Annotated in this window: 19 protein-coding genes; 8 read left to right on the forward strand and 11 right to left on the reverse strand. The window is 57.9% G+C overall.

The annotated features are described in order from the left end of the window. Positions 1 to 168: 168 nt before the first annotated feature. Positions 169 to 816, forward strand: a complete 648-nt coding sequence (locus AC2TCY_RS18365) for a GntR family transcriptional regulator (RefSeq protein ID WP_480849558.1) — start codon at positions 169 to 171, stop codon at positions 814 to 816. Between the two features lie 75 nt (positions 817 to 891). Beyond that, positions 892 to 2,289 (forward strand): aspartate aminotransferase family protein, encoded by a 1,398-nt coding sequence (locus AC2TCY_RS18370; protein ID WP_480849560.1) that lies wholly within the window; start codon positions 892 to 894, stop codon positions 2,287 to 2,289. Between the two features lie 167 nt (positions 2,290 to 2,456). Here the strand turns inward: AC2TCY_RS18370 and AC2TCY_RS18375 are convergent, their stop codons facing one another. From AC2TCY_RS18375 to AC2TCY_RS18385, 3 genes are all read right to left on the reverse strand, one after another. Then, positions 2,457 to 2,720, reverse strand: a complete 264-nt coding sequence (locus tag AC2TCY_RS18375) for a hypothetical protein (protein WP_480849562.1) — start codon at positions 2,718 to 2,720, stop codon at positions 2,457 to 2,459. A 148-nt stretch (positions 2,721 to 2,868) separates the two neighbouring features. After that, the gene (locus AC2TCY_RS18380) at positions 2,869 to 4,185 is read right to left on the reverse strand and encodes a lytic murein transglycosylase (RefSeq protein WP_480849564.1); all 1,317 of its coding nucleotides are present in this window, start codon (positions 4,183 to 4,185) and stop codon (positions 2,869 to 2,871) included. A 62-nt stretch (positions 4,186 to 4,247) separates the two neighbouring features. Next, positions 4,248 to 4,961 (reverse strand): helix-turn-helix transcriptional regulator, encoded by a 714-nt coding sequence (locus tag AC2TCY_RS18385; protein ID WP_480849566.1) that lies wholly within the window; start codon positions 4,959 to 4,961, stop codon positions 4,248 to 4,250. 82 nt (positions 4,962 to 5,043) lie between these two features. Between AC2TCY_RS18385 and AC2TCY_RS18390 the strand changes: the two genes are divergently transcribed. Continuing rightward, positions 5,044 to 5,742 (forward strand): glutathione S-transferase family protein, encoded by a 699-nt coding sequence (locus AC2TCY_RS18390; protein ID WP_480849568.1) that lies wholly within the window; start codon positions 5,044 to 5,046, stop codon positions 5,740 to 5,742. Continuing rightward, the gene (locus AC2TCY_RS18395) at positions 5,739 to 6,125 is read left to right on the forward strand and encodes a DUF1801 domain-containing protein (protein ID WP_480849569.1); all 387 of its coding nucleotides are present in this window, start codon (positions 5,739 to 5,741) and stop codon (positions 6,123 to 6,125) included. Before AC2TCY_RS18390 ends, AC2TCY_RS18395 begins: the two co-directional genes overlap by 4 nt. On the opposite strand, the gene rnr is transcribed toward AC2TCY_RS18395, so the two are convergent. From rnr to dapE, 3 genes are read right to left on the reverse strand one after another with little or no spacing between them, the layout of a single operon-like run. After that, positions 6,116 to 8,374 (reverse strand): ribonuclease R, encoded by a 2,259-nt coding sequence (gene rnr, locus AC2TCY_RS18400; RefSeq protein WP_480849571.1) that lies wholly within the window; start codon positions 8,372 to 8,374, stop codon positions 6,116 to 6,118. The genes AC2TCY_RS18395 and rnr overlap by 10 nt on opposite strands. 57 nt (positions 8,375 to 8,431) lie before the next feature. Then, positions 8,432 to 9,007, reverse strand: coding sequence for a TIGR04282 family arsenosugar biosynthesis glycosyltransferase (locus tag AC2TCY_RS18405; protein WP_480849573.1), 576 nt, complete (start codon positions 9,005 to 9,007; stop codon positions 8,432 to 8,434). A 3-nt stretch (positions 9,008 to 9,010) separates the two neighbouring features. After that, positions 9,011 to 10,150 (reverse strand): succinyl-diaminopimelate desuccinylase, encoded by a 1,140-nt coding sequence (dapE, locus tag AC2TCY_RS18410; protein ID WP_480849575.1) that lies wholly within the window; start codon positions 10,148 to 10,150, stop codon positions 9,011 to 9,013. A gap of 208 nt (positions 10,151 to 10,358) precedes the next feature. On the opposite strand from dapE, the gene AC2TCY_RS18415 reads away from it, so the two are divergent. Further along, positions 10,359 to 11,417, forward strand: a complete 1,059-nt coding sequence (locus AC2TCY_RS18415; RefSeq protein WP_480849576.1) for a transporter substrate-binding domain-containing protein — start codon at positions 10,359 to 10,361, stop codon at positions 11,415 to 11,417. On the opposite strand, the gene AC2TCY_RS18420 is transcribed toward AC2TCY_RS18415, so the two are convergent. Beyond that, positions 11,414 to 11,758, reverse strand: coding sequence for a hypothetical protein (locus tag AC2TCY_RS18420; protein WP_480849578.1), 345 nt, complete (start codon positions 11,756 to 11,758; stop codon positions 11,414 to 11,416). The genes AC2TCY_RS18415 and AC2TCY_RS18420 overlap by 4 nt on opposite strands. A 351-nt stretch (positions 11,759 to 12,109) precedes the next feature. Here AC2TCY_RS18420 and AC2TCY_RS18425 point away from each other — a divergent pair, with 351 nt between their 5' ends. Further along, positions 12,110 to 12,613, forward strand: coding sequence for a hypothetical protein (locus AC2TCY_RS18425; RefSeq protein ID WP_480849579.1), 504 nt, complete (start codon positions 12,110 to 12,112; stop codon positions 12,611 to 12,613). A gap of 133 nt (positions 12,614 to 12,746) precedes the next feature. Here AC2TCY_RS18425 and dapD read toward each other — a convergent pair whose 3' ends face one another. The 3 genes from dapD to AC2TCY_RS18440 form a co-directional block, all read right to left on the reverse strand. After that, positions 12,747 to 13,574 carry a 2,3,4,5-tetrahydropyridine-2,6-dicarboxylate N-succinyltransferase gene (gene dapD, locus AC2TCY_RS18430; RefSeq protein WP_480849581.1) on the reverse strand — a complete coding sequence of 276 codons (828 nt, stop codon included), beginning with the start codon at positions 13,572 to 13,574 and terminating at the stop codon, positions 12,747 to 12,749. Positions 13,575 to 13,727: 153 nt separating this feature from the next. Next, positions 13,728 to 14,327, reverse strand: a complete 600-nt coding sequence (locus AC2TCY_RS18435) for a GntR family transcriptional regulator (protein WP_480849583.1) — start codon at positions 14,325 to 14,327, stop codon at positions 13,728 to 13,730. Between the two features lie 44 nt (positions 14,328 to 14,371). Further along, positions 14,372 to 15,289, reverse strand: coding sequence for a threonine/serine dehydratase (locus AC2TCY_RS18440; protein ID WP_480849585.1), 918 nt, complete (start codon positions 15,287 to 15,289; stop codon positions 14,372 to 14,374). Positions 15,290 to 15,368: 79 nt separating this feature from the next. Here AC2TCY_RS18440 and AC2TCY_RS18445 point away from each other — a divergent pair, with 79 nt between their 5' ends. Beyond that, complete coding sequence (locus AC2TCY_RS18445; RefSeq protein WP_480849586.1) at positions 15,369 to 16,211, forward strand: LOG family protein; 843 nt, start codon at positions 15,369 to 15,371, stop codon at positions 16,209 to 16,211. Positions 16,212 to 16,214: 3 nt separating this feature from the next. Beyond that, the gene (locus tag AC2TCY_RS18450; protein ID WP_480849588.1) at positions 16,215 to 17,318 is read left to right on the forward strand and encodes a cystathionine gamma-lyase; all 1,104 of its coding nucleotides are present in this window, start codon (positions 16,215 to 16,217) and stop codon (positions 17,316 to 17,318) included. On the opposite strand, the gene AC2TCY_RS18455 is transcribed toward AC2TCY_RS18450, so the two are convergent. Continuing rightward, on the reverse strand, positions 17,319 to 17,702 hold the full coding sequence (locus tag AC2TCY_RS18455; RefSeq protein WP_480849590.1) for a hypothetical protein: 384 nt from the start codon (positions 17,700 to 17,702) through the stop codon (positions 17,319 to 17,321). Positions 17,703 to 17,858 lie beyond the last annotated feature (156 nt).

Below are 17,858 nucleotides of genomic sequence, written 5' to 3' on the forward strand. Positions count from 1 at the left end.
CCCTGAAGTTATGTGTGTATTTTCACTTTTTTTTGGATTTGATCAAGTTTTGCGTTTTCCCTCGATACAGCGTATGGTTTCACGAGGTCAGAAACCCGGCACGTTAACACTACGAAAAACAGGGCAAACCATTTGGATTTGATCAAAAATAAGGCATCGAGCTTGAAGATGGATGATGAGAAACGGCCCGCTCATGAGCAGGTGTATCAAACACTCCGGTCGCAGATCATGTACGGCGAATTGGTCCCCGGACAACCCGTCACGATACAGGGGCTGACTGATTCGCTGGGTGTCGGCATGACTCCGGTACGCGAGGCAATCCGACGCCTGATTTCCGACGGCGCTTTGGTGTTTCAGGGCAATCGCAGGGTGAGTGTCCCGGTTTTGGAGAAAGGCGATGTCGAGCAGATGATTTTCGCCAGAATTTCAATAGAATCAGAGCTTTCTCGCCGATCGACCGCCAATGTGACAGCTGCGGATATTGATCAGTTGGAACACATTGACCAAAAGCTGGACCGCACAATCTCCGACGGCGACGTCAGCGGTTATCTTCGCCACAACCATGCGTTCCATGAAACACTCTATTCGTACGCTGAGGCACCGATTCTCAACGATCTGGCGGAGAGGCTCTGGCTCAGGTTCGGCCCTTCATTGCGCGTCGTTTGCGGTCGATTCGGGACCCAAAGCTTGCCAGATCGACACAAGGACATCCTGTCCGCCTTGCGCGCCCAGGATGCCGAGACGGTGGCAAAAGCGACTGCTCAGGACATCGAGCAAGGGATGGAACTGATGGTCGACGCCTTGAGGAACACCTAGAATGCTTCGATTCGATTGACAGCAGAAAATTTGATCATATTCTAATCGACAATCGCTCTTGCAGGAGATTCCCGGATGTCGACCATCACAAATCATATGCCCACGGCCGAATTGCAGGCCCTTGACGCAGCCCACCACATGCATCCGTTCTCCACCAACGGATCGCTCGGGAAAGAAGGCGCGCGTGTCATCACCCGAGCCAAAGGCGTTTATCTGACTGATAGTGAAGGCGCTGAAATTCTGGATGCCATGGCCGGTCTGTGGTGCGTCAACATCGGCTATGGCCGTGACGAGCTGGCCGAGGTCGCAGCCCGCCAGATGCGCGAGCTGCCCTATTACAACACCTTCTTCAAGACAACTCATGTCCCCGCCATTGCATTGGCCGCCAAACTTGCGGAGTTGGCACCGGGTGATCTGAACCATGTCTTTTTTGCTGGGGGCGGGTCCGAGGCAAACGACACCAACATCCGCTTAGTGCGCACCTACTGGGCCGAAAAAGGCCAGCCCGACAAAAATATCATCATCAGCCGACATAACGCCTATCACGGTTCATCCGTCGGTTCGGCCTCGCTTGGTGGTATGGCGGGGATGCACGCACAGGGCGGCATTCCGATCCCGAACGTCCATCACATCAACCAGCCGAACTGGTGGGCCGAAGGTGGAGACATGACACCCGAAGAATTCGGCCTTGCACGCGCACGTGAGTTGGAAGAGGCCATTCTGGAACTGGGTGAGGACCGTGTCGCGGCCTTCATTGCCGAACCCGTACAAGGTGCAGGTGGCGTGATTGTTGCGCCCGACACCTACTGGCCCGAAATTCAGCGTATCTGCGACAAGTACGATATCCTGCTGATCGCCGACGAAGTGATCTGCGGATTTGGTCGCACCGGCAACTGGTTCGGGTCGCAAACCGTTGGCATCAAGCCGCATATCATGACCATCGCCAAGGGTCTCAGTTCGGGCTATGCACCGATCGGCGGCTCGATCGTATGTGATGAAGTGGCTGAGGTGATCGGCGGCACCGAGTTCAACCATGGCTACACCTATTCCGGCCACCCGGTTGCCGCTGCCGTAGCGCTGGAGAACCTGCGCATTCTCGAAGAGGAAAAGATCGTCGAGCACGTCCGCGACGTGGCCGCGCCCTATCTGAAACAGAAATGGGAAGCACTGGCCGATCACCCGCTGGTGGGTGAGGCCAAGATCGTCGGCATGATGGCCTCGATCGCGCTGACCCCGGACAAGGCCAGCCGCGCCAAGTTCGCCTCCGAGCCCGGCACGGTCGGCTATATCTGCCGTGACCGCTGCTTTGCCAACAACCTGATCATGCGCCATGTAGGCGACCGCATGATCATCTCTCCGCCGCTGGTCCTGACCCCTGCGGATATCGACGAGATGTTCGTGCGCATCCACAAATCACTGGATGAGGCGCAGGCTCAGATCATCGAGCAAGGGCTGATGAAGGCTGCGTCATAGTTAATGTTCCGGTACACCAGATGAAACACGGGGCAGCTTGCAAGAGCTGCCCTATTTTTCTTTGAGATATCGCAACATGGTTCTGTTCGCCCTGAGCTCTCAATGAAGCGCATCACACTGATTTCGCAATTGGACCAGTTTACTTAGCCCTTACAAGCAAGTTCGCCTCACCCTGCTAAGAGGGTTGATTGTTCAGCCGGATCTTTCGAGACTTGGTAAAATCGCTCGTGCCCTAGCATGATACCCGATCCAACTAAGCTGCCGGGAACGGTCGTGTCGAACTTTTCATTGTTGTTCGGATCATCCCATCGGCGTTTGTTCAGTGACGCCCTGGACAATGGCCGATTGGAATCATTCCGTCCGGCAAACTCAAGGATTATCGCAACGACAATCAGCAGTAGCGCAATTTCAGGAACCAAATTCCAAATCATCTTGGCACTCCTTTTCTGACGAACTGGCACAGCTCGCCCCATCAGAAGCCCGGACGGGGCGCCCAGAGCGGGCGAATTTACGATAGCACGAAACGGCAGCTTTGTCCCGTGTAGTGGATCGCGCCACAAGCAGACACCGCTTGGTCGATCAACGCATACGTTCCAAAAGTTTCAGGCTGGCATATCCGTCAGGCAATAAGCCCTGCGCCAGTTGATACGCTCGTACGGCGTCGGTCGTGTTCGGTCCAATACGACCATCTATGCTCTGCGTATCAAACCCAGCATGCGTAAGGCGTGTCTGCAATTCCTTGCGTTCGGAGAAGCTCAGGCCCCGGTCGCCCCGCGGCCACTTGGCTTGAAAGGCGCCGCGTCCAGACAGCCTGTCGGCCAGATGTCCAATTCCGATCACGTAGGCGTCGGCACCGTTGTACTTCTCGATCACTTTGAAATTGTCAAAAATCATCAGCGCCACGCCCTGTCCACCTGCCGGTAACAAAATCGCCGCCTGACCATGATCCGGCACCGGCGCGCCGTCAGGTGCAACCACACCGCGGGATGCCCATTGCGACGGCGTCAGTGTGAAATCCCGTTTGGCCGTGGAATAGTCGAACCCGTCCGGCAAACGCACTTCAACGCCCCATGGCTGCCCCTTGGTCCAGCCAAACCGCGCCAAATAGGCCGCGGCCGAAGCCAAAGCGTCGCTCGGGTCATCGGACCAGATATCGCGCCGACCATCGCCGTCGAAATCCACGGCGTGATCCAGAAAGGATGTCGGCATAAACTGCGTATGCCCCATCGCTCCGGCCCAGCTGCCGACCATATCACTGGGACTGACATCGCCCGCCTGAATGATCTGCAAAGCAGCAACCAGTTGGGTTTCGAAAAACTGTGCTCGCCGCGCATCGAATGCCAGTGTCGCAAGAGATCGGATGGTTGGATCACTGCCCCGATAAGTACCGAACGAGGTTTCGAGCCCCCAGATCGCCGTCACAATTTCTTTTTCGACACCGTATCGGGCTTCGATCCGCGCCAAGGCCTCGCGATGCCGGTCCAACCCGGAAAGCCCGTTGGCCACGCGCGTGTCGGAAACCGCAGAATCCAGGTACTCCCAAATTGGCTTCGAGAACTCAGCCTGATTGCGATCTCGCTTGATGACCTCTTTGTCATAGATCACACCGGCCAGCGCCACATCTAACGTCGCGGGGCTGATTCCCTGCGCCAAAGCTCTTTCGCGAAACGCTCCGAGCCACGCCTGAAATCTTGCATTTCCTTCTGCTGACACGCGCTGCACCTTAGTTGAGGGCCGCAAGACCGGCCGGATCGAAACGGCCACATCCGCCGAGGCCAGTTGGGTCGAACCTGGAAGGTCTATAATCATTGACCCAAGAGAGTTGCTCGTAGATTCCGCCTGCACAATGGATGCCCATAATGCGGCGGTCATGATGCCACCTATGCATTTTTGCATTCCGAATTTCCTGATTTCTGCTCAACCGCAGGATAGCGCAAAACCGGGTTTTCACAAAGCGCTCAGGTTTCGTTTTCGCGGTCTTTTGCCTCCCGCTCTGCGCGAATGCGGGCCAATGCCTCGCGCAGCAAGGGCACGCGATTTGGCCTAAAGCTTTCATACGAAACGGACATTTCACGTATCCGGTCCAGCCGAAAGACGCGAAAATCCTGGCGCAAATGACACCAGCTGAGCAACACGCTGGCACGATCCATGTATACGATACTCAGTGGGTTGACCTTTCGCCGGGTGTCATCGCCCTTGGCATCTGTGTACGCAAACTCGATCACACGCTCGTCCCATGTGGCATTGCGCAGATCGGCCACGTCGATTGTCGGTTTGGCGGGCCGATCAAAGCGCGTCGCGGTCAGGACAGCATGACTCAGGCGATGAGACTGGCGTTGTGGCAACCGTCCTTGCAGTTTCCGCAATGCCGCACTGGCCGCGTCCGACAAGCCGGGATCGCCAATCAACTGCACCTCGCGCAGGCCCAGGACAAGCGCCTCAAGCTCGTCATCGGTAAAACCCAATGGCGGCAGCGTTGCATCTTCGATCAGGGTGAAACCAAAACCAGCTTCGCCATCAATCACCGCGCCGAGCCCGCGCAACGCGTCGATGTCACGGTGCACGGTGCGAGGCGATATACCCAAATCTTGCGCAAGTTGGCCCGACGTTTTCGGCGAAGGGCCGGAACGCAGGGCTTGCATCAGTTGGAATAGGCGAGCGGTACGGGACATAGCACAGACTAGTCTAAACCTGATGACAGTTTCTGTCATCAGAGTGATCTATCAACTGGGCATCCCAACCACGGAGCCAACGATGTTGACCCTTTTGACCTACCCCTCTGCTTTTGGCCTGTTCAGCGCCAGCCCCTTCTGCGTCAAGACCGCTTATATGCTTCAGCACTCGGGCCAACGCTGGCAGCGTTCTGATATGCTGGACCCTCGCAAGATGCCGCATCAGAAACTGCCGGTCCTGCGCACGCCTGAACGTCTGGTGCCGGATAGTGATCTGATCCGCGACTGGCTCGAGGCGCAGGGAGCGGACTTCGACAAGGGGTTGACCGACATACAAAAAGCTCAGTCCCGCACTCTGATCCGCATGGCGGAAGAGCATCTTTATTTTCAGATCGTACTGGATCGCTGGGCCAATGACGATGTCTGGCCAGTCCTGCGCGAGACTTTTTTCTCTGTAATTCCAGCGTTGATCCGATCGCCAGTATCAAATTCCATTCGCAAGAAAGTCGTCAATGGCCTGGCGTTTCAGGGCGTCGCCCGATTTTCACCGGCTGAACGGCAAGACAGGTTGGAACGGGACCTCGAAGCAATATCTGCCTATCTGTGGCAATCGCCCTATCTGGTCGGAGACCAGCCAACTTCCGCTGATATGAGCGTCGGGCCTATGTTGGCCGCCATGCGCGCGACACCGGCGGATACCCCGCTGACCCGACGAATAAAGCAGGATAGACTGTTGAACAGTTACATAGACCGAATGGAAGAGGCGATCCCGTTGTCATGACACCATTTGATGACGCCGCAGTTGCCGCCGCCTACGATGCCTTTCCGCAGAGCACCCGCAAAGGTGCTCTGATCCTCCGGGAATTGGTGCTGGAAACCGCGGAGGCACTGTCCGACGCCCAGCCCCTGCAAGAGGCGCTGCGCTGGGGTCAGCCCGCTTATATGGCGCCCAAAGGGTCTACAATCCGACTGGGAAGCCACAAGTCCGCTTCGTTCGCTTTGTTCGTTCATTGCCAAAGCCGGCTGATGGGCGATTTCACGTCGGCATTTCCGGGTGAGGATCGGATCGACGGCAATCGGGCTGTGCTGTTCGACGACCCCGATCAGATCGACGCGACCCGTCACGGCTGGCTGATTGCCCGGGCCTTGACCTATCACCTCTGACGGCGTTTTCGCTCGATCTTGCGCTTGATCTTGTCCTTCTTGCGCTTCGAGCTGACGGCCTTCCTGCGGGTCGAGCGCCCGGCCGGACCGCGACTGCGCGGCAGCGCCTGATCATCGATGGACAACAGTTCCAATTCCAGTCCGCCGGTCACCGGCGTCGCCTCGGTCAGACGTACGGTCACGCGCTGGCCGATCGCGATGATCAGGCCGGTGTCCGCACCCATTAACGTTCCGGCCTCGCGGTCGAAATGAAAGAACTCACGCCCTAGCGAGCGCACGGGGACAAGTCCGTCAGCCCCCGTTTCATCCATCTTTACGAATGCCCCGAACCGCGCAATGCCGCTGATCCGACCTGCAAACTCATTGCCCACCCGCTCACTGAGATAGGCAGCAAGGTAACGATCCGTTGTGTCCCTCTCAGCCATCATCGAGCGGCGTTCGGTGTCCGAGATATGTGTGGCGGTTTCCTCGAGCCGGTCGATTTCCTCGTCGGTCAACCCGTCCTTGCCCCAACCATGGGCCGTGATCAGCGCCCTATGCACAATCAGGTCGGCGTAACGACGGATGGGAGAGGTAAAGTGAGCGTAGTTCTGCAGCGCCAGCCCGAAATGGCCAAAATTTTCGGGATTATAGTAAGCCTGTGCCATCGACCGCAGCGTGCTGAGATTGATCAGCTCGGCGTCCTCGGTGCCCGCAGCAGCGTTCAGCAACGCGTTCAGGTGGCGGGTCTGCAGGACCTGGCCCTTCGCCAGGTTCAGCCCAGAAGCTTGCGCCGTTTCCCGCAAGCTCTCCAGTTTTTCGGGCGCGGGTTCCTCGTGAACGCGGAACAACAACGGGCGGCGTTTCGCGATCAGGGTTTCGGCTGCGGCGACATTGGCGAGGATCATGAACTCCTCAATCAGTCGGTGCGCGTCCAGCCGGTCGCGGAAGGCCACACTTTCGACTTCACCCGTTTTGCTGAGCACGATCTTGCGCTCCGGCAGGTCCAACTCCAGTGGCTGCCGTACCGCCCGCGCCTTTTTCAGTGCAGCATAGGCGGCATAGAGCGGTTTCAGAACGGTTTCCAACAGCGCTCCGGTCCGGTCATTTGGACTGCCGTCGATGGCGTCTTGCACCTCGGCATAGTGCAGCGAGGCTGCAGAACGCATCAGGCCGCGCACAAAGCGATGGCTGATTTTGTTGCCATCTGAGTCGATCTGCATTCGTACCGCGATACAGGCACGCGGGACACCTTCGTGCAGCGAGCACAGATCACCCGATAGCCGGTCCGGCAGCATCGGGACGACACGATCCGGGAAATAGCTGGAATTCCCCCGCTTGCGGGCCTCTCGGTCCAGCGCTGTTCCGGGCTGCACATAGGCGGCGACATCTGCAATGGCGACCCAGATCACATGCCCGCCGATGTTTTTAGGATCGTCATCTGCATGCGCATAACAGGCATCGTCATGATCGCGCGCGTCCGAAGGGTCGATGGTCAACAAAGGCATATCCCGCAGATCTTCGCGCCCCTTCAAGCCCTCAGGCTTGGCCTTGTCGGCTTCGGCGATCACTTTGTCCGGAAAATCGTCCGGGATGCCATGCTGGTGAATGGCGATCAGCGAAACGGCCTTGGGCGCAGATGGATCGCCCAGCCGCTCGACGATACGCGCGCGTGGCAGACCCATGCGGTTCTTTGGTCCGGCCTGTTCGGCCTCGACCAGTTCACCATCCCTGGCGCCATGTAAGGCACCGTCCTGCACCAGCCACTCAGTCTGGCCTGCCTTGTCAATGGGTACGATCCGCCCTCCCTCGGCCCCTTTGCGGAAAATACCGACAATCTTGCGCGGATTGGTTCCAATACGGCGGATCAGCCGCGCCTCGTAATTGTGGTCTTCCTCATGCACCACCGTCAGACGAGCCAATATCCGGTCGCCTTCGCCCAGCGCAGGATCACTGGCACGTGCGATGATCAGAACAACGGGCTCTACCCCTTCACCGTGCCATTCCAGAGGTCGCGCGAACAGATCGCCATCAGAATTCGGTGCTTTGACCTGTAGCACGCTGACAGGTGGCAACCGATCCGGGTCACGATAGCTGCGCTTTCGTTTTTCCAGATGACCTTCGGCCTCAAGTTCCTTGAGGATACGCTTTAGATCAATCCGGTCCGCGCCCTTGATGCCAAAAGCCTTGGCGATGTCGCGTTTCGAGGTCAGGGTGGGGTTCGCCGAGATCCAGTCGAGGACCTCCTGCTTGGTGGGGATGCGAGTCATATCTTCGGCGTATCACGCGGATGCGACCGCGTCATGACCAAAAAGCGGCACCTGAGGTCAGGTTTTCAAATCGGCCATCGTGTCGATGTCGTGCAAGTGATCTAACATAGCGACCCGGCTATCCGGAACCGAAGCCAGCGTGTCAGCCAGCGCATGTTCCGTTGACCATCGCACATTGCCGAACATTCCAGACGGCAGAGCACCATAGCGCTGCGCCCCAACAAGCCAGTAGCCCCCATCCACTGCAGGTCCAAACACCATCTGATCGCTGCCCAACACCTTGAAGGCTTTCGCAATATGGTCACGCGTGATGCCCGGGATGTCCGCACCAATCAGACAAACAGGACCTTTGGGCGCCGCACGCAGCATTCGCCCCATGCGTTGGCCCAGGTCGCCCTGACCCTGCGCGGCACGCGGAATGTCGGCAGGCCAAAATCGGCTGTTCAACCCTTCCCTGTCAGGCGAAACGGCCAGCAGGACCTGCCAGCGCGGATCACGCATCCGTCGGATCAGTGATCGCGTCTGATGCCGAAACCACCAGGCTGCACCTGTCATACCTATTTCCCGCCCAAGCCGGGTTTTGACGCGCCCCGGCCGAGGTTCCTTGACCATAATAATCAGGGTGCGCTGCATGGATCAGGCAAAATAATCCGCCAGGATGCGTGCGTAGATTGTCTTGAGTTGCCGTATCTGATCAATCTCGACGCATTCGTCGACCTGATGCATGGTGCGGCCGACCAGCCCGAACTCAACCACGGGGCAGTGGTTCTTGATGAATCGCGCGTCCGAGGTTCCTCCGGTTGTCGACATCTCGGGTTGCACGCCAGTTTCAGCCTGCACCGCGCGCGCCACGAGGTCGGACAGTTCACCAGGTGGCGTCAGAAAGCTTTCACCCGATATCTTGATTTTCGTATCGACTTTGACGCTGAACTCATCTGCGACCCTCGAGGCCTCGGCATTCAGCCAATCGCTGAGGCTTGCACCGGAATGCAGATCATTGAACCGGATATTTACGGCAGCACTGCATTGTGCCGGAATGACGTTGGTCGCAGGATTGCCTGTGTCCATGGTCACCACAGCCAGAGTGGATGTGTCGAAATGGTCAGTTCCTCGGTCCAGCTCGTGACTGGCCAGGCGATCCATCAATCGTGCCAACGCAGGCAGGGGGTTCTTTGCCCGGTGCGGATAAGCCGAATGTCCCTGCACGCCGGTGATCGTGAACCAAGCAGTCATCGAGCCGCGGCGCCCGATCTTCATCATCTCACCCATTTTGCTTGGGCAGGTAGGTTCACCGACCAGGCAGGCGGACATGCGTTCGCCCGACTGCTGCATGTAATCCAGTAAAGCTGTTGTTCCGTCCAGCGCATCGCCTTCTTCATCACCCGTAATCGTAAGGATTATGGCCCCGTCCGGAGGTGTTTCGCGAACAAAGTCAATCGCGGCCGCAGCAAAAGCGGCCACTCCCGATTTCATGTCCGTCGTTCCCCGACCGTACATCACCCCTTCGCGGATTTCGGCGCCAAAAGGCGGCATGGTCCAGGCAGCCTCATCCCCAACCGGAACAACATCAGTGTGACCATTAAACCCAAAGCTGCGCGCATGCCCCTTTTGCCCCCAACGTGCGAACAGATTGGCGATGCCGCCGCGATCCACACGGGAGCATTCGAACCCGGCCCCGGACAAAAGTCGCTCCAACAGGACCAGCGCACCGCCCTCTTCAGGTGTGACCGAAGGGCAACGGATCAGATCTGCAGTTAGCTCGACGGGATCGGTCATGGGATACCTCTAGGTTTTGTTCTGGCCTTGGTTCGCGCACAGATTCAACGAATTGGCCGAATTGCCAACCCCGGAGGGCCAAAATCTTATGACAGACCTGTTCTTGTTTCGTATTGGTACGCCAATAAAACAGCCAAGATGACCCCGCGACTGCCTTGCCGCGCAACCCGCAATTGCGTTACAGCGCCGCGAAACAGGTAAATTGACAATGATGCGTGCCCTCTTCGCTCTGATCTGCCTGACTTTCGCGGTCATTGCACAGCAAAGCCAGGCTCAGTCCCTTACGGTCACGACCGTGACCCGCCCACCGTTTTCCTATGTTGAAGACGGGGCTGAGACCGGTTTTTCGATGGATTTGCTCGAAGCGCTGTCCGAGGCACTGGGCTGGGATTACACTCTCAACCGGGTCGAGGCGTTCGGTGACATGCTGACCGCCGTGCGGGACGGCACTGCCGATCTGGCGATTGCGAATATCTCGATCACTGCAGCGCGTGAAACCCAGATGGATTTCAGCCAGCCAATTTTCGAGGCCGGGTTGCAGATCATGGTCCCCTCGGACGCGGCGCGCAGACCATCGCTGCTGCAGGCGCTTCTGTCACGAGAACTGTTTATCGCCATCGGCCTGGCCTTCGCCATCCTGCTTGGCGGCGGTATGCTGATGTGGGGTTTCGAGCGTCGCGCACAGCCCTACTTTGACCGCAAGCTCAACGAGGCCTGGTTCCCGTCGTTTTGGTGGGCGCTCAATCTTGTCGTAAATGGCGGGTTCGAAGAACGCATGCCACGCACTCCGTTCGGGCGTCTGCTGGGGGTGGTTCTGGTGGTGTCGTCGCTGTTCATCGTGTCCGTTTTTACTGCCCGTATCACCTCGGTCATGACGGTGGATGCGATCAGCGGTAATGTGAATTCAGTCAATGACCTTTACGGCAAGCAGGTTGGCACCATTTCGGGCTCGACCGCAGCCAGCTTTCTGACCCGTCGTGAGGTCGAGTTTGCCGGCTATGACAACCTGGATGGCCTGCTAACGGCATTTAGGGATGAGGAGCTGGACGCTGTTGTGTTTGACGCCCCGATCCTGTCGTATTTCGCGTCTCATGAAGGGCGCAGGTTCGCGTCCATGACCGGCGGTGTTTTCCTGCGTGAGAATTACGGCGTCGCTTTCCCGACCGGATCACCCCTTGTCGAAGACGTCAATCAGGCCCTGTTGGCCCTGCGAGAAGACGGCACCTATGACGAAATTTACCGCAAGTGGTTCGGAGTTCGGAACTAAGCCAGTTCCTCGTCGCCAAAAAACGGTGTCATCTGTGCGACAATAACCGCGTTTTCGTCCAACGCCCGCTGCATCAGTGCGCGTTCATCGGGATCGATGTCGTGCCCCTGCGCTTCACGTTCGGCTAATGTGCCATAGCCGGTGACATCCAGAGGCGCGGTATCGGCCTGCTTCAGAATAGCCACTGTCTCGCGTACGGCCTCGGCTTCGTCCACGCCTGAGGCGAAACACATCAGCGCCGCTCCGGTCGCCCCTTCAGGCAAGCCGTCGCCGTCTTTGCGGCCAATCTGAACCAACAAGGTGTAGACCTGCTGGCGCGAGGGTTTCTTCTGCTTTTCCATGCAGCCTGCCTTACGTGCGGAACAGGACTTGGTCAACTCATTCACCTATCTAACTAGCTGCATCGATTCGCCAAAACCTCGTTTCACAGGCAAAGCGAGCAGTGAATCATCACTTTGATCTGTGCAAAATGGACACACTTTATTGGTGAAGTTTTCTCCAAGGGATTGACAGCTTCCTCCGGCAAGAATCCGACAGGTTGAAAACGGCGTTAAACAGCCGATGAATCTGCTGTCACTGCGCGAGTTTTGGCTTACCACGACACAGCCTTTCCAAGCCGTTACGTGGTGAAATCAACAAAATCTAGAATGCCCCTCACTGCAAATTGACATTTTTTCGAAAAGGGAAGTTAGATGAGTATGTTGTCCAAATTCCTAACTATTGTAGCGAGCTTGTTCGCGTTGGCTCTGGCCCCCGCAGCGGTCGTTCTTTCTGTTTTCTCCCCTGATGCCGCTTACGCACAAGACGGCGAAAAGTCCGAGGACGAAGGTGAGTCCGAGGGCGAAAACGAGTCCGAGGGCGAAAACGAGTCCGAAGGCGAAAACGAGTCCGAGGGTGAAAACGAGTCCGAGGGCGAAAACGAGTCCGAAGGTGAAAACGAGTCCGAGGGCGAAAACGAGTCCGAAGGTGAAAACGAGTCCGAGGGCGAAAACGAGTCCGAAGGTGAAAACGAGTCCGAGGGCGAAAACGAGTCCGAAGGTGAAAACGAGTCCGAGGGCGAAAACGAACCCGAGCGCGAAGGTCGTTCAGGCGATGAAGAAGTAGAGGAAAGCGAAGAAGAATCTGAGGAAAGCGAAGAATCCGAGGAATCTGAAGAAGAGAGAGAAGAAGTAGAACGCCCAGGCGAAGACCGCTAACCGAAAGTGGTTATTGTTTTCAGCAAGGCCGCCTGATCAGAGCTTAGAAAAGCTAAGATCTGCTTCCATCCTTCGCTAATCGTTATAAAGGCCGGGGCTGCGCGCTCCGGCCTTTTCTTTTTTGTCTAAATTATCAGTCGCGCAGCAACTCGTTGATGCCGGTTTTCGAGCGGGTTTTCTCGTCCACACGCTTCACGATCACCGCGCAATAGAGGCTGATGTTATTCTTTGACGGCATCGAGCCTGAGACCACTACGGAATAAGGCGGCACTTCGCCATAGGTCACTTCGCCGGTCTCGCGATCGACGATCTTGGTGGATTTGCCGATATAGACACCCATTCCCAGGACCGAGCCCTCGCGGACAATACAGCCCTCGACCACTTCGGACCGCGCGCCGATGAAGCAGTTGTCCTCGATAATGGTCGGGCCGGCCTGCATCGGCTCGAGCACACCGCCGATACCGACACCGCCGGACAGGTGAACGTTCTTGCCGATCTGTGCGCAAGACCCCACAGTAGCCCAGGTATCCACCATGGTGCCTTCGTCCACAAAGGCGCCCAGATTGACAAAGGACGGCATCAACACAACGCCCGGCGCAATATAGGCAGACTTACGGACCACGCAGTTCGGCACCGCACGGAAACCTGCGGAACGCCACTGGTTTTCACCCCAGCCTGCGAACTTACTGTCGACCTTGTCCCACCAGCCGCCGTCTTGCGGACCGCCCTTCTGGATTTCCATATCCTTGATGCGAAAGCCCAGCAGAACTGCCTTTTTGGCCCACTGGTTCACGTGCCAGTTTCCATCGGCCTGCTTTTCCGCCACCCGCAGCGACCCGCTGTCCAGAGCATTCAGCGTATCCTCGATCGCCTCACGTTGCTCACCAGTGGTGGCTGGGGTGATCGTGTCGCGTGCCTCCCAGGCGGCTTCGATTGCGGCTTCCAATTGCGCGTTGGACATGGGGCTACTCCCTACAGAATCTGTTCACGTTGGTTTGGCCTATACGCAAGCAGGACTCAGGGCGCAATGCGACGCAGAGGACCCTTTTTACGCCAACATGCCGCCTGCGCCCTGCACAGTATAGGAATTGCGAGAATCTTACGAAGGACGGCTTTAGCTGGCGCGACGGATATGGCGCACCAAAATCGAGGTTGCAGCCGAGGAATCCCTGTTCTTCAGGGCCTGCACAATGGCCGCATGATCGGTATCGACGCGCTGCACCCATTTCGGTCGCCAATGCGCGAACAAGTGCCGTGCGCCGGCGATGTGAAGATCGTCGATCGTGTGCAATAGACGCGGCAATGCGCAGGGCGTCAGAATGGTCCGGTGAAAGATACGGTTCCGCGCCTCCCAAAGCGGCATGCTGTCCGCCGCGTCGCAGGCGATCCGGGCGTCATCCGCCAGCTTCAGGGCTGCAGGTGTCATGTTCTGGACCGAATGCTGCAACGCCAGCGATTCCAGTGCTACCCGCATTTCGGTCACTTCGCGCACTTCGGCTGGGTCCAGAGCGGTTACGCGCATACCGCGTCGGGGCTCACTTTGGGCAAGCCCGTGCGCCTCAAGTCGCAACAATGCCTCGCGCACGGGCACATGGCTTGTCTCGAAACTGCGGGCAATATGGTCCTGGCGCAGCTTCTCTCCGGCCACAAGGTCGCCGGTGACAATTTGCTGGCTCAGTTTTTCGTAGATCGTGTCGGCAATGGTCGCGTTCATGGATTATAGATAAAAAGCGCAACCTTTTTCCACAAGCAGATAATTCACCCGTCCAAGGGGTCAGGGGCAATATTTCCGCCGCATACCAAAACTGCGACGCGTTCACCCGGTTCGGGCAGATACGCACCCGAGATTAACGCGGCCAAAGCTGTTGCGCCCGCTGGTTCAACCAGAATGCGGTGGGCCTGCCAGAGCGTCCTCTGTGCGACAGCGATAGCCGTATCCGGAACCAGAACCGAGGTCATTCCTTTCGCCAACCCGAAACAGATATTCCCGATCCGTCGTGCGCCCAGCGCATTCGCCGCAATGCCGGACACTGTCACGTCAATCGGCTCACCCTTTTGCAGCGCCGCATTCAACGCGCAGGAGGTCTCGGGCTCGACCGCGACAACCTTGCGGGCGCCCTGGAACCAGGCCAACGCGCCAGCAATCAGACCTCCGCCACCAACGGCAACAAGGACAGTGTCCGCCTGCAGGCCTTGCGCATCCCATTCCGCAAAACACGTACCCTGCCCGGCCACGGTGGCCGGAGCATCATAGGCGTGGATTTGCATTGCGCCGGTTTCTGCCTCATGCGCCTGCGCCAACGTCAGCGCACTGGCATATTCGCCTGGAACGACACTAAGGTCTGCGCCAATTCGTTCGATCAGACCAATCTTGGACGGCCCGGCGAGTTCAGGCACGAAAATCTTGGCCGGGTGCCCCAATGCCCGCGCAGCGTAAGCCGCCGCCGCACCATGATTGCCACCTGACGCGGCCACGACGCCTGCTTCGGGCACATCCATGCTGAGTAAAGTATTGAATGCCCCGCGCGCCTTGAAGCTGCCGGTATGCTGCAAATGCTCCAACTTCATCTCAACCGGGAATTCCAGCCCCAAAACGCCACTCTCCATAACCGGCGTTTTTTGTGCATGGCCGTCGATGCGGTTTGTCGCTGCCGATATTTCAGTCTTCCAATTCATTCTTGTCTTTCCGTGACTGGCACTCTGCCCACGAACCCTATAGCTGTTTGGGAAACACGCAAGCAGGGATACTTCAACCATGAGAGAAGACCGCCTCAGCCCGTTCCGCGACGCGCAAACCGATCGCTCGACCGCAAGCGAAGTGCCAGATACGCCACAGACGCGGTCCCCGGCTTATCGCCTTGCCTTTGCCGATGACGATTTCCTGTGCCGGGACGAACTGCGCCCGGTGCGTTTGCAACTGGAACTGCTGAAACCCGAAATGATCATGAGCGAGCGTGAGATCACCTCGACCATCGTGATGTTCGGCGGAGCGCGCATTCCCGAGCCTTCGCAGAAGCACACCGCACGGACGGAAACTCTGGCGAGTCTTTCGGCCTATTACGACGAAGCTCGTGAGTTCGCGCGTCTCATGACCGAGAAATCGAACGAGACCGGGTGCCGCGAGAATGTGATCGTCACCGGCGGCGGTCCCGGGGTAATGGAAGCCGGAAACCGAGGAGCACAGGACGCGGGCGGTTGCTCCATCGGCCTGAACATCGTGCTGCCGCACGAACAGGCACCCAACCTTTATGTGACGCCGGATCTCAGCTTCAACTTTCACTACTTCGCCATCCGCAAGATGCATTTCCTGATGCGCGCCCGTGCCATCACCATCTTCCCCGGCGGGTTCGGCACGATGGACGAACTGTTCGAGTCCCTGACCCTGATCCAAACTGGCCGGATGGAACGTGTACCTTTCCTGCTGTTCGGGCGCGCGTTCTGGGAAAAAGTCATCAACTGGGAGGCGCTGGCCGACGCCGGAACCATCTCGGATGAGGATCTGGACCTGTTCCGCTTTGTGGATACCGCGCAAGAGGCGGTTGAGATTATCGAAAACTGGGAACCTGCCCCGCCGCGCGATAAAATTCCGGGGCGCTGAGCGATGACGACGGTTAAGACCGGAGAGATGCTCCACCTGCGCGGCAACGCCCTGAACAAGGGCGAGCCGGTCGCACTGCCTCTGACCCAAAGCAGCATGTTCCACCTGCCGGGCGCGCCTGACGGTCACGCCACTTACGGACGCGTCGACAATCCGACATGGGTTCATTTGGAACATGTGCTGTCGCATCTGGAAGACGCGCCTTGCCTTAGCTTTCCTTCTGGCATGGCGGCGATCTCGGCGGCACTGTTTGCCACCGCTCAGTCCGGTTCGCGTCTTCTGATCCCGTCGGACGGCTACTATGTCACGCGCCTGCTGGCGGACCGTTTCCTGTCGCGCCTCGGCGTGGTGGTCGAGGAACGCCCCACCACCACATTTTCAGAGGGCGGCTTTGAAGGGTTCGACGTGGTTTTTGTCGAAAGCCCTTCGAATCCTGGTCTAGACATGATCGATTTGTCCGCAGTGGCACAACAGGTGCGTGCCGCCGGGGGCGTGACCATAGCCGATAACACGACCTTGACGCCGCTGGGCCAACGCCCGCTGGATCTGGGCATCGACGTGGTCGTGTCGTCCGATACCAAGGCGATGGGCGGGCATTCCGATATGCTTATGGGCCACGTGGCCAGCCGGAATGACCAGATTATGGAGCGTATCGAAGAATGGCGAAAGGTGTCCGGGTCGATCCCCGGCCCGCACGAAGCCTGGTTGCTGCATCGGGGGCTGGAAACGTTGGATGTGCGGTTTGACCGCATGTGCACATCGGCACATATACTCGCCGAGCGACTGGCGGTGCATGAGGCCATTAGACAAGTACGATACCCCGGCTTGCCAGATGACCCAGCGCACGCATTGGCCAAAGCTCAGACCGCGCGTTTCGGATTTCTCCTGAGTCTCACCCTGAACTCCGAGGAAATGGCAGAGCGGTTCATCAACTCCTGCCCGCTGCTACGCCCGGCCACGTCATTTGGTGGCGTCCACAGTTCAGCCGAGCGGCGTGCGCGTTGGGGCGACGATGTCGACCCGGCCTTTGTCCGTTTGTCGGTTGGCTGCGAACCTGTCGAAGAGCTTTGGCAGGCCATCGAGGCCAGCCTCAACGCTCTGAACTAACTATTTCTTGGCGTCACGCAGTTCCTTGAACACGTAGATCGGCAGCACGACGCTGGCGATCAACGACCCCAGCCAGACCAGCAAGGTTGCCGCCAGCAAGTTGGATATACCGCCAACAGTCAGCCCTGCAGTAATCAGGTCTGTCGCGAGCAATCCCACGAAAGTCACAATCAACGCGATCCCGCCTTTCAGCGCGGGCGCTTTCTTTTCGCCCAGCTTCAGGATCAAAGGCTCGGCCACCACCTGAACAACGGTAAAGACGATCACCACAACGATGAAGGAGATCGGCCTGATCGCAAACCCCGACAGCAGCAGCGAAGCAAGCAGTAACCCGATGGCATTCCCAGCCAACAAGGCCAGAGCGGACTTAATTCTGCGCGACATGAGGCGATCTCCGTCAGTTAACAGTTCGATAAGTGCAGATATTATCAGGTCATCGCGATTTGGCGAGAGATTTCAAATACCTCTTCCTTTTGACCGGTTGAAATCGCATGATAAAACACATTCATCAAGATCAGACCTGCCCACATCCGCGAGAGG

The organism is Ruegeria sp. HKCCD7181 (genome assembly GCF_057221055.1).